Below are 22,390 nucleotides of genomic sequence, written 5' to 3' on the forward strand. Positions count from 1 at the left end.
CAGCCGCTCGGACTCGGAGACACCGGGTTGCCCGGAGCCACGCCGTTTTCCCACCACAGACCTCCCCCGATCGCTGGACGGGGGTCACTATGGCGGGACGGACGGTATCGGGGCAGGGCGCAGAGGAAAGCGAGACGAGTAAGCGGGCGCACGCCTTGTGGCGCCGGGCAGGACATCCCACCCAGGGGCGCGGGGCGGTGTCAATCTGCGGCTCCGCCGCGTGGGCGCGACCAGCCCCCACTTGGCCGCACCCGAAATCCTGCTCAGCCGACGGAGTCAACCCGCGGAGCTGACCGGCCGGGACCAGCTCGGCGTCGTCCCGGTCAGGCGGCACAACGCCAGGTACAACGGTATGGGCGGCGTGTAGGGCAGCGTCCCCTCGGGCCGATGCACGAGAGACGGCACCACCGGGGCGTCCGGAACAACCGCCCCGGTGGCGTACTGGGCGGGCGCGGGCCATTCGAGGGCGTAGTCGGAGTCGGCGGGCACGAGCCACCACCAGTGCGTGTCATCGGCGTACACGCACCCGACGCGCGGAAGCCGGGGCACCAGCTGCTGCCCCAGCAGGGCCGGCATCCCCACCGCGTCGCAGCCCAGCGGCACCGTCATGCCCTGCGGCACGGCGAGCCGGAAGGGGGTGCCGGGCGCCCGCAGCCCGCGGCGAAGGCGGACCAGCGAGTCCAGGGTCAGCACCGGGCCGCCGGACCCGCTGCTCACGCCCATGCGCCCGGGCCCCCTGTGCCGTGATCGCGCGCGTGTCCCTCGGGCTCGGCCCGGTGATGCTCCTCGGCCTCGTCCCCCTGGCCGGAGCCCCCGGAGGGGACCGGCTTGGGCCGGGCACCCCAGCCCAGGTCGTTGCGCGGGCCGGTGTCCGCGCGGGGCTGGTCCGCCTTGCGCGGCAGCTCCGCCCAGACCAGCAGCCCGGGGCCGTGTTCATGGGCGCCCCACGCGTGGCAGAGGGAGTCGACCAGGAGCAGTCCCCTCCCGTGCTCCTCGTCGCCGCGCTGCGGCGACGGGCGGGGTTCACCCGGCGCACAGCCCTCGTCGCGTACGGCTATCCGCACCAGGTCGTCGTTGTCGTGCAGCTCGCAGACCACACGGCTGCTCGCGGTGTGCACGATCGCGTTGGTGACGAGTTCGGAGACCACCAGGGCCGCCGAGTCGCAGGTGTCCTCGCAGACCGACCAGTGGTTCAGCCTGGCCCTCGTCAGGCGTCTGGCCTGCGCGGGGGACCCCGGGTGCGCGGCCAGCTCGAAACGGAACCGGCGCCGGGCGGCAGCCCTGTCGGGCCCCGCTCTCCCGGCGGCTCCGAGACCCTGGGGGCGGCCTTCGGCAGCGTCTGTTCCTAAGGGCGGGGACGGAATCACGCTTGCCACTATCGCCCCGTCGTGAACACTTGGCAAGTGTCACTCTGAAAAATGCAGAGTGCTGTGTGACGTGGTGGGAGGCCATGGCACACTGCTCGCAACAGCATCTTGAGCGGCGCCAGTTGGGATCACCGGAGATCCGTACGTACCGGTATTCGTACCGATGGTTGTATCCGTACAGATTTTCGATTAGGTCTTCGAATGGCGCCGCTGGGCTGTCAGCATGCAGATGGCTCGACTTCAGTTGACTTCAATACGGGACTTCGTGGAGGTGGAGCGTGAGCGAACCGCGGTCCGCGCCGACGGTCGGCCAGGTCGTCCTCGGCCGGCGCCTGCTGGACCTGCGGGAACGCGCCGGGCTCAAGCGCGAGGAGGCCGCCCGCATCCTCCGCGTCGCCCCCGCCACCGTCCGCCGGATGGAGATGGCCGAGGTCGGCCTCAAGATCCCCTACCTCCAGCTGCTGCTGAAGGCCTACGGCGTCTCCGACCAGGAGGCCGAGGACTTCGTCCAGCTCGCCGAGGACGCCAACCGCCCCGGCTGGTGGCAGCGCTTCCACGACGTGCTGCCCGGCTGGTTCTCCATGCACGTCAGCCTGGAGGGCGCGGCCGCGCTCATCCGCGAGTACGAACCGCACTTCGTGCCCGGCCTGCTCCAGACCGAGGACTACGCGCGTGGCGTGCTGCGCTCCGGTGCCATCGGCCAGACCAGCCCCGAGGACATCGAGCGCCATGTCGCCCTGCGCATGGAACGCCAAGGACTGCTCACCCGTCCCGACGCGCCCCGGCTGTGGGTCGTCATGGACGAGACCGTGCTGCGCCGCCCTGTCGGCGGCCCGGAGGTGATGCGTGCCCAGATCGACAAACTGCTCGAGGCAACGAAGCTGCCCAACGTGACGCTCCAGGTCGCCCCGTTCGCCAACGGGCCGCACCCCGGGACGTACGGGCCCTTCGTGCTCTTCCGATTCGCCGTGCCCGAACTTCCGGACATGGTCTACAGCGAGTACCTGACCGGCGCGGTCTATCTGGACGCGCGCGTGGAGGTGGCGACCCACCTCGAGGTCATGGACCGCATGGCGGCGCAGGCCGCTACAGCACATCGCACGAAGGAGTTCCTCCGGGACCTCCGCAAGGAGTTGTGAATGAACCGCATCACGCCGCGTCACTCCGTCTACAACGGCATGCCCGCGAGGGAGCTGGGGAGCGAGGGCTGGCACAAGCCGTGGAGCGGCGGCAACGGCGGCAACTGCCTGGAGGCGATGAAGCTCGCCGACGGCCGTATCGCCGTCCGCCAGTCCACCGACCCGGACGGACCCGCGCTGATCTACACCACCGACGAGATGACCGCCTTCATCGAGGGGGCCAAGGCGGGGGTGGCCGACTTCCTGCTCTCCTGACGTCGTTGTTCACTTGTTCCGTTGCTCCATTGCTGCATGTTCCTTTGCTCATGCTCTCTTGTTCAATTGCTCGGTAATCACTGACGGGTTGGGGTGCTGTGGCGGCACCGGGCGGGCGTCTGCCGGCGGAAGTGCTCCGCACAGAGCCTCCAGGGCCGCCGCGTACGCGTGCTCGGACGGGGTCGCGTATCCCACGACCAGGCCGTCACGGGCCGGCATGTCCGGGTCCGGTCCGCCGGGCCCGGCCGGTCCGTCCGTCGCGTCCGGTCCGTCCGTCGCATCGGGGTGGCGGAACTCCGCGAGTCCGTCCAGCGCCACGCCCTGCCAGGTCGCGGCCTTCACGGCGGACCGCTCGGTGCCGGGCGGCAGCCGGAGCACCGCGTGCAGGCCCGCCGCGACCCCGCTGACCCCGATGTGCGGCGCCTGTTCGGCCAGGGCGGCGACGAGCCGGTCCCGGCGGGCACGGTACCGCTGCCGCATCCGCCGCACATGACGGTCGTAGGACCCGGAGACGATGAGGTCGGCGAGGGCCAGCTGGTCGAGGACGCTCGCCCAGGCCTCCCGTTCGCCCTTGGCCGCGAGCACGGCACCGACGTACCGCTCGGGCAGCACCATCCATCCCAGCCGCACCGCGGGCGACAGGCTCTTGCTGACCGAACCGATGAGGATCACCCGCTCGGGGTCGAGGCTCTGGAGGGCGCCGACGGGTTTGCGGTCGTAGCGGAACTCCCCGTCGTAGTCGTCCTCCAGCACCACCCCGCCCCGCGCGCGTGCCCAGTCGACCACCGCCGCCCGCCGCTCGGGGTGCAGCGGGCCGCCGGTGGGGAACTGGTGCGCGGGCGTGAGCAGGACCGCGCGCTCGCGCCTGAGCCGGTCGACCCGGGCGCCGTGTTCGTCGATGGGGAGCGGCACGGTGCGTACGCCCTCGGCGGCCAGCAGCTCGCGGTGGAAGGGCAGTCCGTACGCCTCCACGGCGAGGGGGCCGCGCAGGACCTGTCTGCCAGTGCCTGAGGCTCTGCCCTTCTCGGGGCCTGCGCCTCCCCCGAACAGTAGCCGCAGGGCGTGTGCGAAGCCGGAGCAGACGACGATCCGGTCCGGCTCGGTCCGTACGCCACGCGCGCGTGCGAGGTATTCGGCGAGGGCCACCCTCAGCTCGGGGCGCCCGGCCGGGTCACCGGGCCCGAAGACCTCGTTGGGCGCCTGCTGGAGAGCCCGGCGGTAGGAGGCGAGCCAGGCGGCCCGGGGGAAGGCGGAGACATCGGGGGTGCCTTGGCGGAGGTCGTGGACGCGCGCGGCTGGGCGTGGGGGCGGGTGTGGGCTTGGGCTTGGGCTTGGGTGGGGACGTGCAGGCGGCTGTCGGTCCGGGGCTCGGGTCGCGTTCGGCGTGGGCCTCTTCGGGCGTACGGCGGTGTGGGGCGGCCGGGTCTGTTCGGCCACGCGGGTCCCGGAGCCCTGGCGGGCGGTGAGCCAGCCCTCGGCGACGAGTTCGGCGTAGGCGTCGGCGACCGTGTTGCGGGCGACGCCCAGGTCGGCGGCGAGCGAGCGGTAGGGCGGCAGCCGGGTGCCGGGGGCGAGGCGGCCGCTGCGTACGGCGTCCCGCAGCGCACGGGCCAGCGCGGCCCGCTTGCTCCCCGGACCGGAGAGCTCCAGATGCAGGTCGGAGCCGCCGGTCCGCTCCTCGGAATTGACCCATGATTTCGCCATGGAAATGCACCCTACAGCCGGTCTTTCCGGCCCATAGGTTGGTCACATGACGACGACGAACACGCACGTGACCGGTACGGTCCGACTGAACTTCGCGAAGGCGGCACCCAAGGTGTTCCGCGCGCTGATCGGCTTCGACGCGGCCGCCCGCGAGGGACTCGACCCCGCCCTCGTCGAACTGATCCAGATCCGCGCCTCCCACCTCAACCGCTGCGCGTACTGCCTGCACATGCACACCAACGACGCCCGCAAGGCCGGCGAGACCGAGGACCGCCTCCACATGGTCCCGGTCTGGCGGGAAGCCCGGCACTTCTTCACCGAGCGGGAACAGGCGGCCCTGGCCCTCACCGAGGCGGTCACGCTGGTGGCCGACGCAGGAGTCCCCGACGAGGTCTACGCCCGCGCGGCGGCCCACTTCGACGACCAGGAACTGGCCCGCGTCCTGTCCCTGATCTTCGCGATCAACACGTGGAACCGGGTGGCGCTGTCGACAGCGAAGGTCGCGGGGACCGACGAGCGGGTCTGAGCGCCCTGTCCCCGGATGTCCCCCCCTGGCGACCGGATGTCCCTGTCCTTGGACCTGATGTCCCCGTCCCTAGACGGTCATGGGGCGGTCGTACGGCCCGATCGGCGCCGGGAGCCGTGAGCTCCCCGTCAGGTACCGGTCGACCGCCGCCGCGACTGCCCGCCCCTCCGCGATCGCCCACACGATCAACGACTGTCCCCGGGCCGCGTCCCCCGCGGCGAACACCCCCGCCGCGTTCGTACGGAACTCCCCGTCGCGTGCGATCGTCCCCCGCGGCTCCAGCTCCAACCCCAGCTGCTCCACCAGCCCGTCGCCCCGGTCCGGTCCGGAGAACCCGAGCGCGAGGAGCACGAGGTCGGCCGGAAGCGTCCGCCCCGTCCCCTCCACGGGCCTGCGGGCCGCATCCACTCCGACGAGATGCAGCGACCGCACCCGCCCCTCGGCGTCCCCCTCGAAACGCAGCGTCGACGCGGCGAACAACCGCGCGTCCGCGTCGGCCGCGGGCGCGGTCCCCAACTCCCCGGCCTCCTCGTGCGCGGCCGACAGCCGGTAGATCCTCGGGTACGTGGGCCAGGGTTCGGCATCCTCGTCCCGCACACCCTCCGGCTGCCCGTAGATGTCCAACTGGGTCACGGAAGCGGCCCCTTCACGCACCGCCGTGCCCAGACAGTCCGCCCCCGTGTCACCCCCGCCCACGATGACGACATGCTTCCCGGCCGCCGACAGCGGGGAGACCTCCAGATCCCCCTCGCACACCCGGTTCGCCGCCGGCAGATACTCCATGGCCTGCCACACCCCGGCCAACTCCCGCCCCGGCACGTCCAGTTCACGCCATGCCGTGGCCCCCGTCGCGATCACCAACGCGTCGTACCGCGCCCTGAGTTCCGCGGCCCCCACATCCCGCCCGACCGCCGTGGACGTACGGAACTTCGTCCCCTCGGCCCGCATCTGCTCGATCCGCCGCTCCAGATGGTGCTTCTCCATCTTGAACTCCGGGATGCCGTACCGCATCAGGCCGCCCAGCCGGTCGTCCTTCTCGTAGACGGCGACCGTGTGCCCCGCCCGGGTCAACTGCTGGGCCGCCGCGAGTCCGGTCGGGCCCGACCCGATCACCGCGACGGTCCGCCCGGACAGCCGGTCCGGCGGCCGCGGCGGCGCGAACCCGGACTCCCAGGCCCGGTCCGCCACGGCCACCTCGACGTTCTTGATGGTGACCGCCGGCTGGTTGATGGCGAGCACACACCCCGCCTCGCACGGCGCCGAGCACAACCGCCCGGTGAACTCGGGGAAGTTGTTCGTCGCGTGCAGCCGGTCCGCGGCCTGCCGCCAGTCCTCCCGGGAGACGAGGTCGTTCCACTCCGGGATGAGATTGCCCAGCGGACAGGCGTCGTGGCAGAACGGGATCCCGCAGTCCATGCAGCGGTCCGCCTGCTTGCTGATGATGGGCAGCAGTGCCCCGGGGACGTACACCTCGTCCCAGTCCCGAACCCGCTCCTCCACCGGCCTGCGAGGCCAGTCCCGGCGAGGCGTGCTCATGAATCCCTTGGGATCGGCCATGGCCGTCTTCCTTGCTCGCGCTGGTGACGCCGACGCGTCCGACGCGGCCGTGCGTCATCGGGCGGCACGCTTGCGGAACTCCTTCCGGCCACGATACGACTCCTCGGCCCCCTGCGCAGAGTGCCGCCGGGGTGCCGGGACAGTGCTTTTCCCGACCTCCCCGCGCCCCTCAGGTGAGGGCCAGTACGTACGCCACCGCCGCCGCGCCCGAGGCGATCGCGCGGACGTGGTTCCACATCGTCCACTCCCTTAGGTATGTCGGCCAGTACGTCGACGCCTCCGTGGTGCCGGGGTCCAGCTTCAGCAGGGCGTCGTTGCGGGGCACGTTCGCCACGATCGTCAGCCCGAAGGAGCCGAACAGATAGAGCGCGCTGCCCACCAGCAGCTCCGCGGTCCCCTCGTCCGGCCACAGCACGAACGTCACCACCGCGATCACCGCGCACAGCACCGCGGAGCCCGCGAACACGGCCATGAACGGCGGCCGCACCGCGTTCACGTTGATCGAGTTCATCGCGGCGACGCCCTGCGCGGGCGGCAACGCGGCGAGAGCCCGCATCACGAAGGTCGAGAACGCGCAGAACACCCCGGCCACCAGTCCGGTCCCGAGCACGCCCAGCACCACCAGCCAGAAGTAAGGCCCATCGATCATCACCACACCAGCTCCCACCTCGGGCCGGGCCCCGCACCCGGCACCACTCGTCCCCACCAGTCAATCCCGCGCCCACCTCACCAACCATGGCCTGTCGTCGCATGGCGGCCGTCACGTGATCGGTGTCCGCTTGCCGTGGTCGGCCGGTTCCCTCAAGGTCCGGCTTCAGCCCGCCGCTTCCCGCACCTCTGCCCGCCATCCCCTCAGTACCGCCTCCACACCCCCTGCGATCCGCCGCCGGGCCTCGTGCCGCGCCACCCCGCTCATCAACAACGCGTCGTACGGCGTATCCACATGCCGTACGGAGGCCACCACCGCCGACACCACCGCACCCTCCGACAACGCCCGCCCCGCCGCACTCCTCCCCACCCGCCCGCTGCCCCGCGCCGACGCGTGCGAGGCGATGGCCGCGGCCCGCTCGTCCGGGCACCCGGGAAACAGCCGCCGAATCTCCGCGGCGAACGCCTCCGTGAACCGCACGTCCTCCACCGCCCGCCGCCGTGAGTCCCGCGCCCGACGCCGCCGCCGTGCCTCCGCGTCCGCGAGACACCGCTCCTCGGCCCGCGCCAGCCCGGCCTCCTCGACGAGAACCCCCTGTCGCTCGTACCGCCCCTTTCGCCGGTTGAAGCGCACCACCACCGCCCACAGCGCACTCTCCTCCCGCGACCGCCGCGTGAGCGCCGTGTCCCCGCGCGGCAGGAAGACCAGATGCCCGAGGTCGGCGCAGTCGAGGCAGCGGGGCGCCCCACTCTCCATGACGAGCAGCGCCAGCGGCCCTCTCCGGCACTCCGCGCAGTGCCGTCTCCGCAGCGGCTGGACGACCAGAGGACCACCACGGGCCGGGGGAGGAGCGGGGCTTGCGGGGCTTGAGGGGCTTGCCATGACGAGTTCATTCCCCTTCCACCGCCAGGACCGACACCGCCGGTTGACGCATCATGGCCAGGTGCGACTCGAAGCGATCACCTGGGAACGGCTCGGCGACCAACTGGCCGACCGGCTCCTCGACCTGAAGCCGGCCGACGGCAGCCCCTGGCCCCGCGTCGCGCTCGACGGCGCCCCCGCGGCCCGACCGGGAGAGCTCGCCGAACGGATCGGCGAGGCCCTGCGCATACGCGGTCGCCCCTCGCTCGTCGTCGGCATGCATGGCTTTCTGCGCCCCGCCTCGCTCCGTCTGGAATACGGCCACCACGATCTGGAGGCCTACTACAACGGCTGGTTCGACACCGCGGCCCTCTGGCGCGAGGTCTTCGGCCCCCTCGAACCCGGCGGAGACGGACGCGTCCTGCCCGACCTCTGGGACCCCGTCACCGACCGAGCCACCCGTAGCCCCTACGTCCAACTCCCGCCCGGCGGAGTCCTGTTGTTCCACGGCCCCCTCCTGCTGCGCCACTGGTTCCCCTTCGACCTGTCCGTCCACGTCCTCCTCTCCACGGGCGCCCTCCGCCGCCGTACCCCCGAGTCCAACCACTGGACCCTGCCCGCCTACGAGCGCTACGCCGAGGAGACCGACCCGGCCGGCACCGCGGACGTCCTCGTCCGTGCCGACGACCCCCGCCACCCGGCGTGGAGCGGCTGATCCTCCTCCGAGGCTCCCTTGCCACCGGGTTCCGGGTGCGAGCCCCCGGTGGCGCCGGGAGAATGTAGGGCGCCGGGACTTGCGGTGCCGTCCGCGCCGCGTCGGCCGTCCGGCACCGGGAGGTACCCATGACCACCGCCGGAGACATCATGCACCGGGGTGCACAGTGGATCCCGGCCCACGAGACCCTCGACCGCGCCGCCCAGCTGATGCGTGAACTCGGCGTCGGAGCCCTGCCCATCAGCGACGAGAACGAGCGGCTGTGCGGCATCCTCACCGACCGCGACATCGTCATCGGCTGTGTGGCCGTCGGCCACGACCCGGCCCGCGTCACCGCGGGCGAGATGGCCCAGGGCACCCCGCGCTGGATCGACGCGAGCGCCGATGTCGGCGACGTCCTCCACGAGATGCGCGAGCACCGGATCCGCAGGCTCCCCGTGATCGAGAACAAGCGCCTGGTCGGCATGATCAGCGAGGCCGACCTGGCCCGGCACCTGACGGACGAGCAGATCGCCGACTGGGCCGGAAGCGTCTACGCCCCCTCCGCCACCACCCACTGACCGGCCGCGAGGACGGTCCCCCTCACAGCCAGCCGTTGCGCCGGAAGCCGCGGTAGAGCACCCCGCAGGCGGCGGCTATCACGCCCATGACGAGCGGATAACCGAACTTCCAGTGCAGCTCCGGCATGTGCTCGAAGTTCATCCCGTACACCCCGCAGACCATCGTCGGAACGGCGATCACCGCGGCCCACGCGGTGATCTTCCGCATGTCCTCGTTCTGTGCGACCGTCACCTGCGCCAGGTGCGCCTGGAGGATCGAGTTGAGCAGCTCGTCGAAGGCGGCGATCTGCTCCTTGGCCCGCAGCAGATGGTCGGAGACATCGCGGAAGTACGCCTGTATCTCCGGGGCGATGACCTGGATCGGCCGGGTCGACAACTCCTCGAGGGGACGGCCGAGCGGCGCCACCGCCCGCTTCAGCTCCAGCAGTTCACGCTTGAGCTGGTAGATGCGGCCCGGGTCGACCCGGGCGCCGCTCTCCGAGAACACCGCCGTCTCGACCAGGTCGATGTCCGACTGCACGGCGTCGGTGACGCTCAGGTAGTCGTCGACCACATGGTCCGCGATGGCGTGCAGCACCGCGGCCGGTCCCTTGGCGAGTTGCGCGGGGTCGGCCTCCAGCTCCTCGCGCAGCGGACCCAGCGATCCATGGCTGCCGTGCCGCACCGTGATCACGAAGTCCTCGCCGACGAACACCATGATCTCGCCGGTGTTGACCACCTCGCTCGTCGCCGTGAGCTCCTCGTGCTCCACGTAGCAGACCGTCTTGAACACCGCGAACAGTGTCTCGCCGTAGCGCTCCACCTTCGGCCGCTGATGGGCCTCGACCGCGTCCTCGACGGCCAGCGGGTGCAGGTCGAAGAGGTCGGCGATGCCCTCGAACTCGTGGTCCGACGGCTCGTGCAGACCGAGCCAGACGAAGCCGTCACGGCTGTCGCGCACCCGCTCCACGGTGTCCACCAGATCACCGTCGACGGGGATCCGCGCCCCCTCCTTGTACGTCACGCAGTTGACGACCGAGGTGCCCAGCGGGGAACGGGCGTGGTGGCTCAGGTCGACGCGCGGGCGCCGCCGGGCCAGCCGGGCCACCTTCCGCAGACCGCCGACCCTGCCGAGGCCCGTGACCTTGCGCAGATTCCCTGCCATGGACATCTGGATCTCCTTGCGTGGATCTCCCCGTTCGACGCGTTGCTGCGTCCTGGCGAGCCAGTGTGCCAGTCCCACGTAAGCCGCGGGTGAGCCTGTGGAAAGGGCACATTCCGGTTGGTTCCCGCCTGTGGACAACCGAACCGGCGTCGTCATCTCGTCGTGGCGAACGCGTCGTCCGTTCCGGACAAGCCCGGCAACTGGGATCATCTCCGCATGACACGAACCGACGGGTATCTCCTCGACAACCGGCAGGCGGAGGCGGCGGAGCGCTTCGACGCCTTCGCGACCCTCTTCGACCCCACGACCTTCCGGCACCTCGAAGGATTCGGCATCGGGCCCGGCTGGCGCTGCTGGGAGGTCGGCGCCGGCGGCACCTCCGTGGTGTCCTGGCTGGCGAAGAAGGTCGGCCCGACCGGCAAGGTCGTCGCGACGGACATCGACACCACCCGGCTCGCCCCGGCGGCCCGCCCGCCCGTCGACGTCCGCGTCCACGACGTGAGCGCCGAGGAACCCCCGGGGGACGGCTTCGACCTGGTGCACGCCCGGCTCGTCCTCGTCCATGTACCCGACCGCGCACGGGCGTTGCAGTCCATGATCAAGGCCCTGCGCCCCGGCGGGCGGCTCCTGCTGGAGGACGCCGACCCCGCTCTCCAGCCCCTGACCTGCCCCGACGAGTACGGCCCCGAGCAGCAGTTGGCGAACCGGCTGCGGCAGGGCTTCCGCTCGTTGCTCGCCGACCGCGGCGCCGATCTCTCCTACGGCCGCACCCTCCCGCGGCTGCTCCGCGAGGCCGGTCTGCGTCAGGTGACCGCCGACGCGTACTTCCCGCTCGCCTCACCGGCCTGCGCGGCCCTGGAGTCCGCCACGATCCGCCAGATCCGCGGCCAACTCGTCACGGCGGGACTGGCCACGGACGAGGACATCGACCAGCACCTCGCGAACGTGGCCACCGGGACGATGGATCTGGCCACGGCCCCGCTGATCTCGGCGTGGGGACGCAAGGCATAGGGGGTGACGGCCGCAGGGGGCGGTGGTCGGAAATGAGCTCCCCGGTGCCGGCCCGCCGAAGGCGGTCCCGTGACCGCCGGCGTCAGCCCGTCCCCGGTGGTCGCCCGCCGACGCGCTCCACCGCCAGCGCCCCCGCCCGGCACCCCTGCGCCGCCGCTTCCTCGGGCCCGGCACCGGTCAGCAGAGCCGCGAGGAACGTTCCCGTGAACGCGTCCCCCGCCCCTGTGGTGTCCCGCGGGGTCGCGGACACCGCGGGCACGTGGGCGTACACGGCGCCGGACCGGGCGATCAGCGCGCCCTCGGCCCCCTGCTTGGCGACCACCAGCGGCACCTGGCGGCTCAGCTCGGCCGCCGCGTCCGCCGCGTCGGGCAGCCCGGTGAGCAGACACGCCTCGTCCCGGCTCGGCAGCAGGACGTCCACCCCCTCGATCAGGGAGAGGAAGCGGTCCACGCCCAGCCCCTTCAGGAAGCCCGCCGACGCCGGATCCAGGCTCACCGGCACACCACGCGCGCGTGCCGACTCCAGGGCCACCGCCACCAGGGCGCGGCTCGACTCCGAGAACAGCAGATAGCCCGACAGGTGCAGCCGCCCCACACCGTCGAGCAGGGCCTCCGACCAGTCGTCCGGCCCCAGCCGCAGCGACGCCCCGCTATCCGTCAGGAGCGTGCGCTCGGCGCCCTCACCCGCGTCCACCAGGCAGATCACGGTTCCGGTGGGCGCCTCGGGGTCGACGACGAGCCGCGGACGCACTCCGCACGCGGTCAGCTCCCGCTCGTGCCACGCGACCGCCTCCGCGCCCACCCGCCCGAGCAGCCGCACCTCCGCACCGCCCCGGTAGGCGGCCCAGCAGGCCACGTTGGCCCCTGCCCCGCCCGGCACCGTACGGATCGCGGCGGCCGTGTCCGTACCGGCGGCGAGCGGCCCCCGGTGCCGGGCCACGACATCCGTGATGACGTCACCGACGACCAGAAGGGCGCCGCCCGGGCCGGCCGTGGCGGACCCGGGCCCGTCCGTCGTCACGCCCCGGCCCAGGCCGCCGCGATCCGCCCCGCCAGCCGCACATTGCCGCGCACCGCCGCCAGGTTGGCGCTCAGGGAGGCGCCGTCGGTGTGGCGCACCAGGTAGTCCAGCAGGAACGGGGTGACGCCCTGGCCCGTGACGCCGGCCTGCTCGCACGCGTGCAGCGCCTCCGCGAGCACACGCGCGTGCAGCGAGGGATCCAGCTGCTGCGCCTCCGGCACGGGATTGGCGACGATCAGCGAGGAGTCGGGCCCGTCGAGCGCGTCCTGGGCCCGCATCACCTCCGCCACCTGGTCCGGGGTGTCCAGCGTCCACTCCACGGGGTGTCCGGAGTCGGACAGGTAGAAGCCCGGGAAGCGGTCCGTGCCGTAGCCGGCCACCGCGACGCCCAGGGTCTCCAGCCGCTGGAGGGTCGCCGGCACGTCCAGGATCGACTTCACCCCCGCGCACACCACGGTGATCCGCGTGCGCGCCAGCAGTCCGAGGTCGGCCGACTCGTCCTGGGTGACGGTCCACTGCCGGTGCACCCCGCCGAGGCCGCCCGTCGCGAACACCCGCACCCCGGCCAGCGCCGCCAGCTGTGCCGTCGCGGACACCGTGGTCGCACCGCTCGCCCCGGTGGCCAGCGCGAGCGGCAGATCGCGGTGGCCCAGCTTGCGGATCCCGTCCTCGTTGGCAACCCGCTCCAACTGCTCCTTGTCCAGGCCGACATGAGGCCGCCCGTCCAGTACCGCGATCGTCGCCGGTACGGCTCCCTCCTGCCGTACGACATCCTCCAGCTCCAGCGCCACCTGGAGATTGCGCGGACGCGGCAGCCCGTGCGCGATGATCGTGGACTCCAGGGCCACCACGGGTCGACGCGCGTCGATCGCCTCGCGCACCTCTTCGGACAACACCAGCACCACGGCCTGCCTCCTGTCGGTCGGTCTTCCCTCATCTCTGGCGAGCGGCACGTCCGGTCAAACCCTTGCGGGCCGTGGCGGACGACACCAGCCTGGGTGCATGACGGACAACTCGGCACGTCTCGACCATGTCGTCCTCTGGGTGCGCGACCCGGTGGCGTCGGCCCGCTTCTACGAGAAGACGCTGGGCATGGAACCCGTGAGGATCACCGACTACGCCGCGGGGGCGGCACCCTTCCCCTCCGTACGGCTCAACGACGAGACCGTCTTCGACCTCATGCCGCTGGCCGCGGCGGAGCGCATGAACATGGTCCCGGGGGCCGCGGAGAGCGCCGGACACCCCGTCAATCATGTGTGCCTGGCCCTGCCCGCCGACGATTTCGAGACACTCCGCGCCCGTCTGGAGGAACGGTCCGTGCCCGTCTCGGGGTTCTCCCACGACTCCTTCGGCGCCCGCGGACCGGCCAGGCGCAGCTTCTACTTCCGCGACCCGGACGGGAACGTCTTCGAAGCACGCCACTACGACTGACGGCAAGCCCTCAGGCCGGACGCGAGACGGCGTCAGAAAAGCGGCTCCGGCAGTACGCCCTCCAGTGCGAGCAGCTTCCGCTTCGTCTCCAGTCCGCCGCCGAACCCGCCGATGCCGCCGTCGCTCTCGACCACACGGTGGCAGGGCACGACGACCGGCAGCGGATTGGAGCCCATGGCCACCCCGACGGCCTGCGCGGCACCGGGCTGACCGACCCGCCCGGCCAGATCGCCGTACCCGACGACCTGGCCGTAGGCCACACCGGAGGCCAGTTCGCGCAGCACCTGGCGGTTGAAGCCCGAGATCAGCGACCAGTCCAGGGGCAGCTCGAAGGCCTGCCGCTCGCCCGCGAAGTACGCCTCGACCTGGCGTATCGCCTCGGCCAGCAGCGGGGAGCCGGGTGCCTCGACGGGCTCGGTGCCCAGCCGGGACGCCAGCCGCTCCAGCGCCCTGTCGCGCACCGCGTCGGTGGCGTGGAAGACCACGTTGACCAGACCCTCGTCGGTGGCGGCCAGGAGCAGTGGGCCGATGCCGGTACCGACGACGGTCCACACGACTCGCTGCTCGTCCTGCGCATGGCTGTTCATGCGCCCCACCGTACGGGCCGCCACTGACAATGCCCCGTGACCAGCGAGAACGGTCTCCTAGCCGGCCAGTGCGTCCCGCACCACGCCGGGTTTGTTGGTGATGATGCCGTCGACGCCGTACCCGGCGACCCGCCGGGCCGCTTCCGCCGTGTTCACCGTCCAGGTGGAGACCTCCAGCGGCCTGCCGTGCGGACCCGTGAAGGCGTGCACCGCGGCGACGTAGGCCGTGGAGAGGGCGGTGGACGACGGGTTGATCTGGTCGGTGAAGTCCGCGTAAGCGGGCAGGTCCGCGACCGCGGGCTTCCCGAGATAGCCGGTCTTCACCCCGGGCTTGAGGTCGTGGACGGTCCGCAGGGCGGCCACGCTGAAGCTCTGCACCACCAGCCGGTTCTCGTGCCACCGGTCGAACCACCCCTCGTTGCTCAGGAGCTTGAGCGTCTGCTGTTCGATGCCCGGGTACAGCTCCGGGTTCTTGAGTTCGAGAAGCAGCTTCTGATGGTGAAGATCGACTCGGTGCAGGTACTGCCCGAGCGTCGGCACGCGCGCGCCCGCGTAGGAGGCGCCGAACCAGCTGCCCGCGTCCAGTCGGCGGATCTCGGCGGCGGTGAAGTCCTTCACCTTCCAGGGGGCCCGGTCGGGGAAGACCTCCTCGACATCGGTGGTGCGCCGCAGGCTGTCGTCGTGGAGGACGACGAGTGCGCCGTCCCTGGTGCGCTGGACGTCGTTCTCGACCCAGACGGCGCCGAGCGCGGCAGCCCTGTCCACGGCGGCCAGGGTGTTCTCGGGGGCGTGGGCGGAGGCGCCCCGGTGGGCGATGACCTCGGGCGGTGTGCCGTCCTCGACGGCACGCACGTCGGTTGCGGGAAGCAGGAGGGCGGCGGTCCCCAGGAGCGCGGTGCTCAAGGTGGTCGCTGCGCGCGCGTGCATACGTACTCCTCGCGTCGAGCATCACGTACAGCACAACTGTGACAGCACCGCGTCAGCGGCAACGGGGTACAGAATGGACACATCCCCGACAGGACCCTCCCGACTCCGCTCACCGGTGCCGCACAACTGGGGCAAGGGCGTGTTTCTTTGCCGGAAAGTCGTTCGACCATTCCGGTGGGGGTCATACTCTCTGCCACGACCCCGACCGCCCGGACGGTATTGGGAAGGGGTGCATTTCAGGAAATTCCAGGACGTAAGAGGGCGGGAGGGTTGCCGCGCATGCAAGGCACGGTCGACGGATTCAGCTATGGACTCGTCACACCGCTGGTGGCTTACCTCATGGCCTGCCTCGGCGGGGCCCTCGGCCTGCGTTGCACCACCAGATCCATGCTCGTCAGACGGTCCTGGCGCCCCGGCTGGCTGGCCCTCGGCTCGGCGGCGATCGGCTCCGGCATCTGGACCATGCACTTCGTGGCGATGATGGGCTTCCAGGTCCGGGAGGCGCCGATCCACTACGACCGGGCGATCACCTTCGCCAGCCTCGGCGTGGCCATCGTGATGGTGGGTGTCGGCGTCTTCATCGTCGGCTACCGGGGGGCGAGGGGAACGGCTCTGATGACCGGCGGCGCCATCACCGGCCTCGGCATCGCGTCCATGCACTACCTGGGCATGGCGGGCATGCGGCTGAACGGGCAGCTGGAGTACAACACGGCCACGGTGGCCGTCTCGGTGGTCATAGCCGTCGTCGCCGCGACGGCCGCCCTGTGGGCCGCCGGTCAGGTGAGGGGCTTCCTGTGGAGCGTGGGCGCGAGCCTCGTCATGGGCCTCGCGGTCACGGGCATGCACTACACCGGCATGGCCGCTCTCAGCGTGCATGTGCACCACACCGATGCCCCGGTCGCGGGTGACTCCCCGGCCTCCCTGCTGGCGCCCATGATGATCGGCCCGCTCGCCTTCCTGCTGCTCGCGGGCGTCGTCGTGATGTTCGATCCGCTGATGGTCATGGGCAAGCCCGTGTGGTCGCCCGCCGAGAACAAGCCCGGCGTACCGGCCCGAGAGCTGGTCCACCACCCACCCGCCCGCCGCTCCCCGCTCCACCCCCGCCGAGAGACACCGCACCACGAATCCCGAACGCCCCAGAACCGCTGACACCAGCTGAGAGCCACGCACGACCGCTACCCCGCAGCTCCGGCCGCCGCCTCGAACCGGGGGGGCACCGCTCCGGTGGGGTCGCTCGCGCCGGGCAGGCGAAGCCGACGGCGTTGTCGTACCGGATGAGCGCTGTTCGGCGTCCCGGCCCGCCGGCTGGTTCCCCCCCGCCCGTCACTCCGCCCCGCCGAGGGTGCCGCGCCGCGAATCCCGCTCCCTGAACCGCTGAGCCACAGCTCCAGCCCCATCCGCGAGTGCCGCCCCACCGCGCCGGCTGCCGTCGGCAGCACTGCCCGCAGTTTCCAGCCCCTACCGGGCCTGGCCCGCAGCTCCGGGCCACCCAGGGGTGTGCCCCCACCGCTCCAGCTACCGCGCCCCCCCCCGCGAATGCCGCCCACCACGTCCGCTACCGCCGCGCCACCACTTCCGGCAGCTCCAGCCGCCATTCGAAGCCGGCCCGAATCTCCCAGCCGCCCGGCCCCGCCTCAGCGCCACCCGGACCCGTAGCCCACCTCAGCCACCACCCCGACCCGCTGCCCCGGAACCGTCCCCCACCCACCGAAACCCCTGATCCGGCCGCGTTGTCAGTGGGGAGTCGTACGGTTGACTTCATGCGGCCCGTTTCCCACATCGAACGTACGGTGGCGCCTTTCGAGGTCGTCAGCCCCTACCAGCCCAGCGGCGACCAGCCGGCGGCCATCGCCGACCTGGCCCGGCGCATCGAGGCAGGTGAGAAGGACGTCGTCCTGCTCGGCGCGACCGGTACCGGAAAGTCCGCCACCACGGCGTGGATGATCGAGAAGCTCCAGCGCCCCACCCTCGTGATGGCCCCGAACAAGACCCTGGCCGCCCAGCTGGCCAACGAGTTCCGGGAGCTGCTGCCGAACAACGCGGTCGAGTACTTCGTCTCGTACTACGACTACTACCAGCCCGAGGCCTACGTCCCGCAGTCGGACACCTACATCGAGAAGGACTCCTCGATCAACGAGGAGGTCGAGCGCCTGCGCCACTCCGCGACCAACTCACTGCTCACCCGCAGGGACGTCGTCGTGGTCGCCTCCGTCTCCTGCATCTACGGCCTCGGCACCCCCCAGGAGTACGTGGACCGCATGGTCCCCCTCCGGGTCGGCGACGAAGTCGACCGCGACCAGCTGCTGCGCCGCTTCGTCGACATCCAGTACACGCGCAACGACCTCGCCTTCACCCGCGGCACCTTCCGCGTCCGCGGCGACACCATCGAGATCTTCCCGGTCTACGAGGAGCTCGCCGTCCGCATCGAGATGTTCGGCGACGAGATCGAGGCCCTGTCCACCCTCCACCCGCTCACCGGCGAGATCATCAGCGACGACGAGCAGCTGTACGTCTTCCCGGCCTCCCACTACGTCGCCGGCCCCGAGCGCATGGAGCGGGCCGTCAACGACATCGAGAAGGAGCTCGGGGAGCGCCTCGCCGAGCTGGAGAAGCAGGGCAAGCTCCTGGAGGCCCAGCGCCTGCGGATGCGCACCACCTACGACCTGGAGATGCTCCGCCAGATCGGCTCCTGCTCCGGCGTGGAGAACTACTCGATGCACTTCGACGGCCGCCTGCCCGGCTCCCCGCCGAACACCCTGCTCGACTACTTCCCGGACGACTTCCTTCTCGTCATCGACGAGTCGCATGTGACCGTGCCCCAGATCGGCGCCATGTACGAGGGCGACGCCTCCCGCAAGCGCACCCTCGTCGACCACGGCTTCCGTCTCCCCTCGGCCCTGGACAACCGTCCCCTGAAGTGGGAGGAGTTCACCGAGCGCATCGGCCAGACCGTCTACCTCTCGGCGACCCCCGGCAAGTACGAGCTCTCGCGCGGGGACGGCGTCGTCGAGCAGATCATCCGCCCGACCGGCCTCGTCGACCCGGAGGTCGTCGTCAAGCCCACCGAGGGCCAGATCGACGACCTGGTGCACGAGATCCGCACCCGCACCGAGAAGGACGAGCGGGTCCTGGTCACCACACTCACCAAGAAGATGGCCGAGGACCTCACCGACTACTTCCTCGAACTCGGCATCCAGGTCCGCTATCTGCACAGCGACGTCGACACCCTGCGCCGGGTGGAGCTGCTGCGCGAGCTGCGCTCCGGCGAGTTCGACGTCCTGGTCGGCATCAACCTCCTCCGGGAGGGGCTCGACCTGCCGGAGGTCTCCCTGGTCGCGATCCTCGACGCCGACAAGGAGGGCTTCCTGCGCTCCGGCACCTCCCTGATCCAGACCATCGGCCGCGCGGCGCGCAATGTCTCCGGCCAGGTCCACATGTACGCCGACAAGATCACCCCGGCGATGGAGAAGGCCATCGACGAGACCAACCGCCGCCGGGAGAAGCAGGTCGCGTACAACCAGGAGCGGGGCATCGACCCCCAGCCGCTCCGCAAGAAGATCAACGACATCGTCGCCCAGATCGCCCGCGAGGACGTGGACACCGAGCAGCTGCTCGGCTCCGGTTACCGCCAGGGCAAGGACGGCAAGGGAGCCAAGGCACCGGTGCCGGCCCTCGGCGGCAAGGCGGCGGGCACCAAGGGCGCCAAGGCCGGCAAGGGCAAGGCCGCCAAGGAGACCGTCCCGACCGACCGTCCGGCGGCCGAACTCACCGAGCAGATCGAGGAGATGACGGCCCGTATGCGTGCGGCCGCCGCCGACCTCCAGTTCGAGATCGCCGCCCGGCTGCGGGACGAGGTCTCCGAGATGAAGAAGGAGCTTCGGCAGATGAAGGAGGCGGGCCTGGCCTGACCTCATCGCACAGTGTTGCAAGACCGACACAAAGTGCGCTCCGGGGTGCGTCACCGGCCGGGGCCCTGCGTAGGGTGCTGGGCAACCGCGGGCGCCGCGGCAACAGGGGACAGTGAGAGGGGTTCGGCGCGTGACCGTCAACATGACCAAGGGTCAGGCCATCAGCCTGCAGAAGAACGACGGAGGCAGCCTGACCGCGGTGCGCATGGGCCTCGGCTGGCAGGCGGCTCCCCGCCGCGGCCTGTTCGGCTCGCGCACCCGGGAGGTCGACCTCGACGCCTCCGCCGTCCTGTTTGCGGACAAGCAGCCCGTCGACGTCGTCTTCTTCCGCCACCTGGTGAGCGACGACGGCTCGGTCAAGCACACCGGTGACAACCTCGTCGGCGGCGCCGGCCAGGGCGGGGACGACGAGTCGATCCTCGTCGACCTGGCCCGCGTCCCGGTGCACATCGACCAGATCGTCTTCACCGTGAACTCCTTCACGGGGCAGACCTTCCAGGAGGTGCAGAACGCGTTCTGCCGTCTGGTCGACGAGACCAACGGCCAGGAACTGGCCCGCTACACCCTCGCCGGCGGCGGCTCCTACACCGCCCAGATCATGGCGAAGGTGCACCGGACGGGCCCGGCCTGGACGATGACGGCCCTCGGCACCCCCGCCAACGGCCGCACCTTCCAGGACCTGATGCCGGCGATCCTGCCGCACCTGTAGACGGCCGCCGAGCGGCACCCGACCGACACCACGAACACAGGGGGGCAGGGCGATGACGGCCGAGCTGGTGCGGGGGCAGAACCACCCGCTTTCTCAGGCCCGTCTCGAGATCCGGATCGCGGCCGGCACGCCGGTGGTGGCCGCGGCCACGCTCGGCGACGAGCAGGGCAGGGTGCCCGGCGCCGAAGGGGTGGTCCATCCCGGCGCACCCACCCTGCCGGGTCTGGAGGTCTCCCGGCAGGCGGCCGCCGACCACCGGCTTGCGGTCGACCTGGGTGCCGTGCCGGAGGCCGTCCACCGGGTCCATGTGCTGCTCGCCCTGCCCGCGGCGGGCGGCCCCGCGAACTTCGGTGCCGCAGCCGCCCCGTTCGTCGCGGTCACCGGCCTGGACGGTATCGAGCTCGTCAGCTACACCATCGTCGGCCTGGACGCCGAGTCGGCGGTCGTCGCGCTGGAGCTCTACCGCCGACAGGGCGCCTGGAAGGTGCGCGCGGTGGGCCAGGGCTACGCGGGCGGACTTGCCGAACTCCTCGGCGACCAGGGCCTTCCCCAGGCACATCAGATCGCGAGCGGCATCCATGAGGCGGTGGCTCGGAGCCTGGCCCGCGCGGTGCCGATGCCCCCGCCCCTCACGGCCGATGCCGGCCGTCCCCGGCAGACGGCCACACCGGCCCCGGGCCCGGAACAGGGCTCGACCGCGGCCCAGGGCGCCCCCGGCGCCGTATCGCCGCAGCCGCCGCTGTCGCCGTACGGCACCCAGCCCCCCGGCACCCCAACGCAACCCGTACCGCCCCACGGCGGTCCGGCCTCCGGCGGGTCCCAGCCGCTGCCGCCGCACGGCAGCCCGGCCCCCGGAACGCCCCAGCCCGGCTCCCCCTACGACCAGGCCCCCGCGGTCGGCGGGCCGCAGTCCGGATACGGCGGCCAGGGAGCCTCGGACGCCTCCGCCGCCCAGCCACCCGCGCCCACCGTGGACGCCTCCGCTGCCCAGCCGTCCGCGCCCACCGTCGGCGGCCCGATCGACTACAGCCACCCGCGGCGCCAGAACGCCGCCCCACCGCCGCCCCCGCCCACCGCGCCCCCCGCCCAGCCGGGGCAGCCCGCGCCACCCGTCGCCGGGGACGCGACCGGGTGGTCCATGGACGAGCGGCTCTACAACCAGGTGTGGGGCATGTTCGAGGACCTGGCCCGCTCCACGGCGGCCTACCGCAGCGCCGTGGACTTCGCCGACTCGCGGATGGAGAAGGAACTCGACGCCGCCCTCGCCGACCCCCGCAGCCGGATCGGCGGACAGGGCGATGCCGCACGGGAGGCGGCCCGCGCCAAGCAGGCCCAGCTCGTCGAACAGGCCCGCGCGGTGTACGACCGCGATCTGGACCAGCTCATGGCCGAGTCCGAGGTGGTCGAGCCCGCCCTGCCGCCCGCGTACGCCCGCTGGGACAACCCGGTCTGGCACGGCTACCGGGTGCCCTTCGAGGTCCCCATGGCCGTGCGGCTGGGCGATCTGCATCTGCCCGAGTGCGCCGAGCTGCGCATCCCGATGCTGGTCCGGCTGCCGCTGGAGCGCGGTCTGTGGATCGACAGCGGGGCCGCCGGATCGCTGGACGGCTCGTTCCTCGATGCCCACGAGCTGCACCGCCTGGCCATGGACACGGCCGTGGCGCTCGCGGCCCGGCTGATCGCCGTGCACCCCGCCGGTGACTTCACCCTGCACGTCATCGATCCGGCCGGCTCCGGTGCCCAGGCGCTCGCGCCGCTGGCGCGGGCCGGGGTGCTCGCCGCTCCGCCCGCCGTCGGCGCCGCGGGCGTCGCCGAGCTCCTCGCGCGGCTGACCCAGCGCGTCGACCTGGTCCAGATGGCGATCCGCGGTGGTGCGGCCGACTCCCTCCCGCCCGGAGTGGACGCCTCCGAGCAGCTCCTGATCGTCAACGACTTCCCGCACGGCTTCGACGACCGGGCGGTGACCCAGCTGCGCTACCTCGCGGACGAGGGCCCGTCCGTCGGCGTCCACCTGATGATGGTCGCGGACCGTGAGGAGGCCTCCGCCTACGGCCCCCTCCTGGACCCCCTGTGGCGCTCGCTGATGCGCCTGACCCCGGTGCCCGACGACCATCTCGCCGACCCCTGGGTCGGGCACGCCTGGACCTACGAGCCCACCCTGGTCCCGCCCGGCAGCCAGGTGCTCGAGCAGGTCCTGACCCAGGTCGCAGCCGCCCGCACCAAGTACTCGTAAAGCCATCGTGACCTGCTTACTTGACTTTTATTTTGCCAATCGCTTTACCTTTCTTTGGTGATTGGGGTACGGTAGACGGCACGGAG

The 22,390-nt window shown here is 71.7% G+C and carries 22 protein-coding genes; 11 read left to right on the plus strand and 11 right to left on the minus strand.

Features of this window, described 5'->3' with window-relative positions:
- Nucleotides 1-276 precede the first annotated feature (276 nt).
- The gene (locus tag H295_RS0122275) at nt 277-723 is read right to left on the minus strand and encodes a hypothetical protein (RefSeq protein ID WP_020137568.1); all 447 of its coding nucleotides are present in this window, start codon (nt 721-723) and stop codon (nt 277-279) included.
- Nucleotides 714-1,376, minus strand: coding sequence for an ATP-binding protein (locus tag H295_RS0122280; RefSeq protein ID WP_234021662.1), 663 nt, complete (start codon nt 1,374-1,376; stop codon nt 714-716). Before H295_RS0122280 ends, H295_RS0122275 begins: the two co-directional genes overlap by 10 nt.
- Nucleotides 1,377-1,645: 269 nt before the next feature.
- On the opposite strand from H295_RS0122280, the gene H295_RS0122285 reads away from it, so the two are divergent.
- Together H295_RS0122285 and H295_RS0122290 are read left to right on the plus strand one after the other, a co-directional pair.
- Nucleotides 1,646-2,506 carry a helix-turn-helix domain-containing protein gene (locus H295_RS0122285; protein WP_020137570.1) on the plus strand — a complete coding sequence of 287 codons (861 nt, stop codon included), beginning with the start codon at nt 1,646-1,648 and terminating at the stop codon, nt 2,504-2,506.
- On the plus strand, nt 2,507-2,761 hold the full coding sequence (locus H295_RS0122290; RefSeq protein ID WP_020137571.1) for a DUF397 domain-containing protein: 255 nt from the start codon (nt 2,507-2,509) through the stop codon (nt 2,759-2,761).
- Between the two features lie 48 nt (nt 2,762-2,809).
- Here the strand turns inward: H295_RS0122290 and H295_RS0122295 are convergent, their stop codons facing one another.
- On the minus strand, nt 2,810-4,465 hold the full coding sequence (locus H295_RS0122295) for a PLP-dependent aminotransferase family protein (protein WP_020137572.1): 1,656 nt from the start codon (nt 4,463-4,465) through the stop codon (nt 2,810-2,812).
- A 46-nt stretch (nt 4,466-4,511) separates the two neighbouring features.
- Here H295_RS0122295 and H295_RS0122300 point away from each other — a divergent pair, with 46 nt between their 5' ends.
- Nucleotides 4,512-4,991, plus strand: a complete 480-nt coding sequence (locus H295_RS0122300; protein WP_020137573.1) for a carboxymuconolactone decarboxylase family protein — start codon at nt 4,512-4,514, stop codon at nt 4,989-4,991.
- 69 nt (nt 4,992-5,060) lie between these two features.
- Here the strand turns inward: H295_RS0122300 and H295_RS0122305 are convergent, their stop codons facing one another.
- The 3 genes from H295_RS0122305 to H295_RS0122315 form a co-directional block, all read right to left on the minus strand.
- The gene (locus H295_RS0122305) at nt 5,061-6,548 is read right to left on the minus strand and encodes a glutamate synthase subunit beta (protein WP_020137574.1); all 1,488 of its coding nucleotides are present in this window, start codon (nt 6,546-6,548) and stop codon (nt 5,061-5,063) included.
- Between the two features lie 169 nt (nt 6,549-6,717).
- Complete coding sequence (locus H295_RS0122310; protein WP_028809634.1) at nt 6,718-7,197, minus strand: DUF1772 domain-containing protein; 480 nt, start codon at nt 7,195-7,197, stop codon at nt 6,718-6,720.
- A gap of 165 nt (nt 7,198-7,362) precedes the next feature.
- Complete coding sequence (locus H295_RS0122315; RefSeq protein ID WP_078616721.1) at nt 7,363-8,079, minus strand: DUF2293 domain-containing protein; 717 nt, start codon at nt 8,077-8,079, stop codon at nt 7,363-7,365.
- A gap of 61 nt (nt 8,080-8,140) precedes the next feature.
- Here H295_RS0122315 and H295_RS0122320 point away from each other — a divergent pair, with 61 nt between their 5' ends.
- Both H295_RS0122320 and H295_RS0122325 read left to right on the plus strand, forming a co-directional pair.
- Complete coding sequence (locus tag H295_RS0122320) at nt 8,141-8,773, plus strand: uridine kinase (RefSeq protein ID WP_020137577.1); 633 nt, start codon at nt 8,141-8,143, stop codon at nt 8,771-8,773.
- 128 nt (nt 8,774-8,901) lie between these two features.
- Nucleotides 8,902-9,333, plus strand: a complete 432-nt coding sequence (locus H295_RS0122325; RefSeq protein WP_020137578.1) for a CBS domain-containing protein — start codon at nt 8,902-8,904, stop codon at nt 9,331-9,333.
- A gap of 22 nt (nt 9,334-9,355) precedes the next feature.
- Here H295_RS0122325 and H295_RS0122330 read toward each other — a convergent pair whose 3' ends face one another.
- Nucleotides 9,356-10,483 (minus strand): magnesium and cobalt transport protein CorA, encoded by a 1,128-nt coding sequence (locus H295_RS0122330; RefSeq protein ID WP_020137579.1) that lies wholly within the window; start codon nt 10,481-10,483, stop codon nt 9,356-9,358.
- A gap of 210 nt (nt 10,484-10,693) precedes the next feature.
- Here H295_RS0122330 and H295_RS0122335 point away from each other — a divergent pair, with 210 nt between their 5' ends.
- On the plus strand, nt 10,694-11,488 hold the full coding sequence (locus H295_RS0122335; RefSeq protein WP_028809636.1) for a class I SAM-dependent methyltransferase: 795 nt from the start codon (nt 10,694-10,696) through the stop codon (nt 11,486-11,488).
- Nucleotides 11,489-11,570: 82 nt separating this feature from the next.
- On the opposite strand, the gene H295_RS0122340 is transcribed toward H295_RS0122335, so the two are convergent.
- Both H295_RS0122340 and H295_RS0122345 read right to left on the minus strand, forming a co-directional pair.
- On the minus strand, nt 11,571-12,509 hold the full coding sequence (locus tag H295_RS0122340) for a carbohydrate kinase family protein (RefSeq protein ID WP_020137581.1): 939 nt from the start codon (nt 12,507-12,509) through the stop codon (nt 11,571-11,573).
- A complete protein-coding gene (locus H295_RS0122345; protein WP_020137582.1) occupies nt 12,506-13,414 on the minus strand; it encodes a pseudouridine-5'-phosphate glycosidase in 909 nt (302 codons plus the stop codon). Before H295_RS0122345 ends, H295_RS0122340 begins: the two co-directional genes overlap by 4 nt.
- A gap of 97 nt (nt 13,415-13,511) precedes the next feature.
- Here H295_RS0122345 and H295_RS0122350 point away from each other — a divergent pair, with 97 nt between their 5' ends.
- Complete coding sequence (locus tag H295_RS0122350) at nt 13,512-13,940, plus strand: VOC family protein (RefSeq protein ID WP_020137583.1); 429 nt, start codon at nt 13,512-13,514, stop codon at nt 13,938-13,940.
- A 32-nt stretch (nt 13,941-13,972) separates the two neighbouring features.
- On the opposite strand, the gene H295_RS0122355 is transcribed toward H295_RS0122350, so the two are convergent.
- Both H295_RS0122355 and H295_RS0122360 read right to left on the minus strand, forming a co-directional pair.
- Nucleotides 13,973-14,527 (minus strand): methylated-DNA--[protein]-cysteine S-methyltransferase, encoded by a 555-nt coding sequence (locus tag H295_RS0122355; RefSeq protein ID WP_020137584.1) that lies wholly within the window; start codon nt 14,525-14,527, stop codon nt 13,973-13,975.
- Between the two features lie 57 nt (nt 14,528-14,584).
- On the minus strand, nt 14,585-15,454 hold the full coding sequence (locus H295_RS0122360; protein ID WP_020137585.1) for a glycerophosphodiester phosphodiesterase: 870 nt from the start codon (nt 15,452-15,454) through the stop codon (nt 14,585-14,587).
- Nucleotides 15,455-15,733: 279 nt separating this feature from the next.
- Here H295_RS0122360 and H295_RS0122365 point away from each other — a divergent pair, with 279 nt between their 5' ends.
- The 4 genes from H295_RS0122365 to H295_RS0122380 all read left to right on the plus strand — a co-directional run bounded on the left by H295_RS0122365 (nt 15,734) and on the right by H295_RS0122380 (nt 22,304).
- Nucleotides 15,734-16,603, plus strand: coding sequence for an MHYT domain-containing protein (locus H295_RS0122365; protein WP_020137586.1), 870 nt, complete (start codon nt 15,734-15,736; stop codon nt 16,601-16,603).
- A gap of 611 nt (nt 16,604-17,214) precedes the next feature.
- Nucleotides 17,215-19,362, plus strand: coding sequence for an excinuclease ABC subunit UvrB (gene uvrB / locus H295_RS0122370; protein ID WP_020137587.1), 2,148 nt, complete (start codon nt 17,215-17,217; stop codon nt 19,360-19,362).
- 130 nt (nt 19,363-19,492) lie between these two features.
- Nucleotides 19,493-20,071, plus strand: a complete 579-nt coding sequence (locus H295_RS0122375; protein WP_020137588.1) for a TerD family protein — start codon at nt 19,493-19,495, stop codon at nt 20,069-20,071.
- A gap of 52 nt (nt 20,072-20,123) precedes the next feature.
- A complete protein-coding gene (locus tag H295_RS0122380; protein ID WP_020137589.1) occupies nt 20,124-22,304 on the plus strand; it encodes a TerD family protein in 2,181 nt (726 codons plus the stop codon).
- The last annotated feature ends 86 nt before the right edge of the window (nt 22,305-22,390 follow it).

This window comes from Streptomyces sp. 351MFTsu5.1 (assembly GCF_000383655.1).
GTDB lineage: Bacteria > Actinomycetota > Actinomycetes > Streptomycetales > Streptomycetaceae > Streptomyces > Streptomyces griseorubiginosus.

What these genes read in the sequence shown, in the direction of transcription:
- H295_RS0122360 (WP_020137585.1), bottom strand. Translation starts at nt 15,454, where the DNA reads ATGCACGCGCGCGCAGCGACCACCTTGAGCACCGCGCTCCTGGGGACC.
- H295_RS0122315 (WP_078616721.1), bottom strand. Translation starts at nt 8,079, where the DNA reads ATGGCAAGCCCCTCAAGCCCCGCAAGCCCCGCTCCTCCCCCGGCCCGT.
- H295_RS0122335 (WP_028809636.1), top strand. Translation starts at nt 10,694, where the DNA reads ATGACACGAACCGACGGGTATCTCCTCGACAACCGGCAGGCGGAGGCG.
- H295_RS0122295 (WP_020137572.1), bottom strand. Translation starts at nt 4,465, where the DNA reads ATGGCGAAATCATGGGTCAATTCCGAGGAGCGGACCGGCGGCTCCGAC.
- H295_RS0122365 (WP_020137586.1), top strand. Translation starts at nt 15,734, where the DNA reads ATGCAAGGCACGGTCGACGGATTCAGCTATGGACTCGTCACACCGCTG.
- H295_RS0122290 (WP_020137571.1), top strand. Translation starts at nt 2,507, where the DNA reads ATGAACCGCATCACGCCGCGTCACTCCGTCTACAACGGCATGCCCGCG.
- H295_RS0122355 (WP_020137584.1), bottom strand. Translation starts at nt 14,527, where the DNA reads ATGAACAGCCATGCGCAGGACGAGCAGCGAGTCGTGTGGACCGTCGTC.
- H295_RS0122330 (WP_020137579.1), bottom strand. Translation starts at nt 10,483, where the DNA reads ATGTCCATGGCAGGGAATCTGCGCAAGGTCACGGGCCTCGGCAGGGTC.
- uvrB (WP_020137587.1), top strand. Translation starts at nt 17,215, where the DNA reads ATGCGGCCCGTTTCCCACATCGAACGTACGGTGGCGCCTTTCGAGGTC.
- H295_RS0122380 (WP_020137589.1), top strand. Translation starts at nt 20,124, where the DNA reads ATGACGGCCGAGCTGGTGCGGGGGCAGAACCACCCGCTTTCTCAGGCC.
- H295_RS0122350 (WP_020137583.1), top strand. Translation starts at nt 13,512, where the DNA reads ATGACGGACAACTCGGCACGTCTCGACCATGTCGTCCTCTGGGTGCGC.
- H295_RS0122325 (WP_020137578.1), top strand. Translation starts at nt 8,902, where the DNA reads ATGACCACCGCCGGAGACATCATGCACCGGGGTGCACAGTGGATCCCG.
- H295_RS0122300 (WP_020137573.1), top strand. Translation starts at nt 4,512, where the DNA reads ATGACGACGACGAACACGCACGTGACCGGTACGGTCCGACTGAACTTC.
- H295_RS0122310 (WP_028809634.1), bottom strand. Translation starts at nt 7,197, where the DNA reads ATGATCGATGGGCCTTACTTCTGGCTGGTGGTGCTGGGCGTGCTCGGG.
- H295_RS0122305 (WP_020137574.1), bottom strand. Translation starts at nt 6,548, where the DNA reads ATGGCCGATCCCAAGGGATTCATGAGCACGCCTCGCCGGGACTGGCCT.
- H295_RS0122275 (WP_020137568.1), bottom strand. Translation starts at nt 723, where the DNA reads ATGGGCGTGAGCAGCGGGTCCGGCGGCCCGGTGCTGACCCTGGACTCG.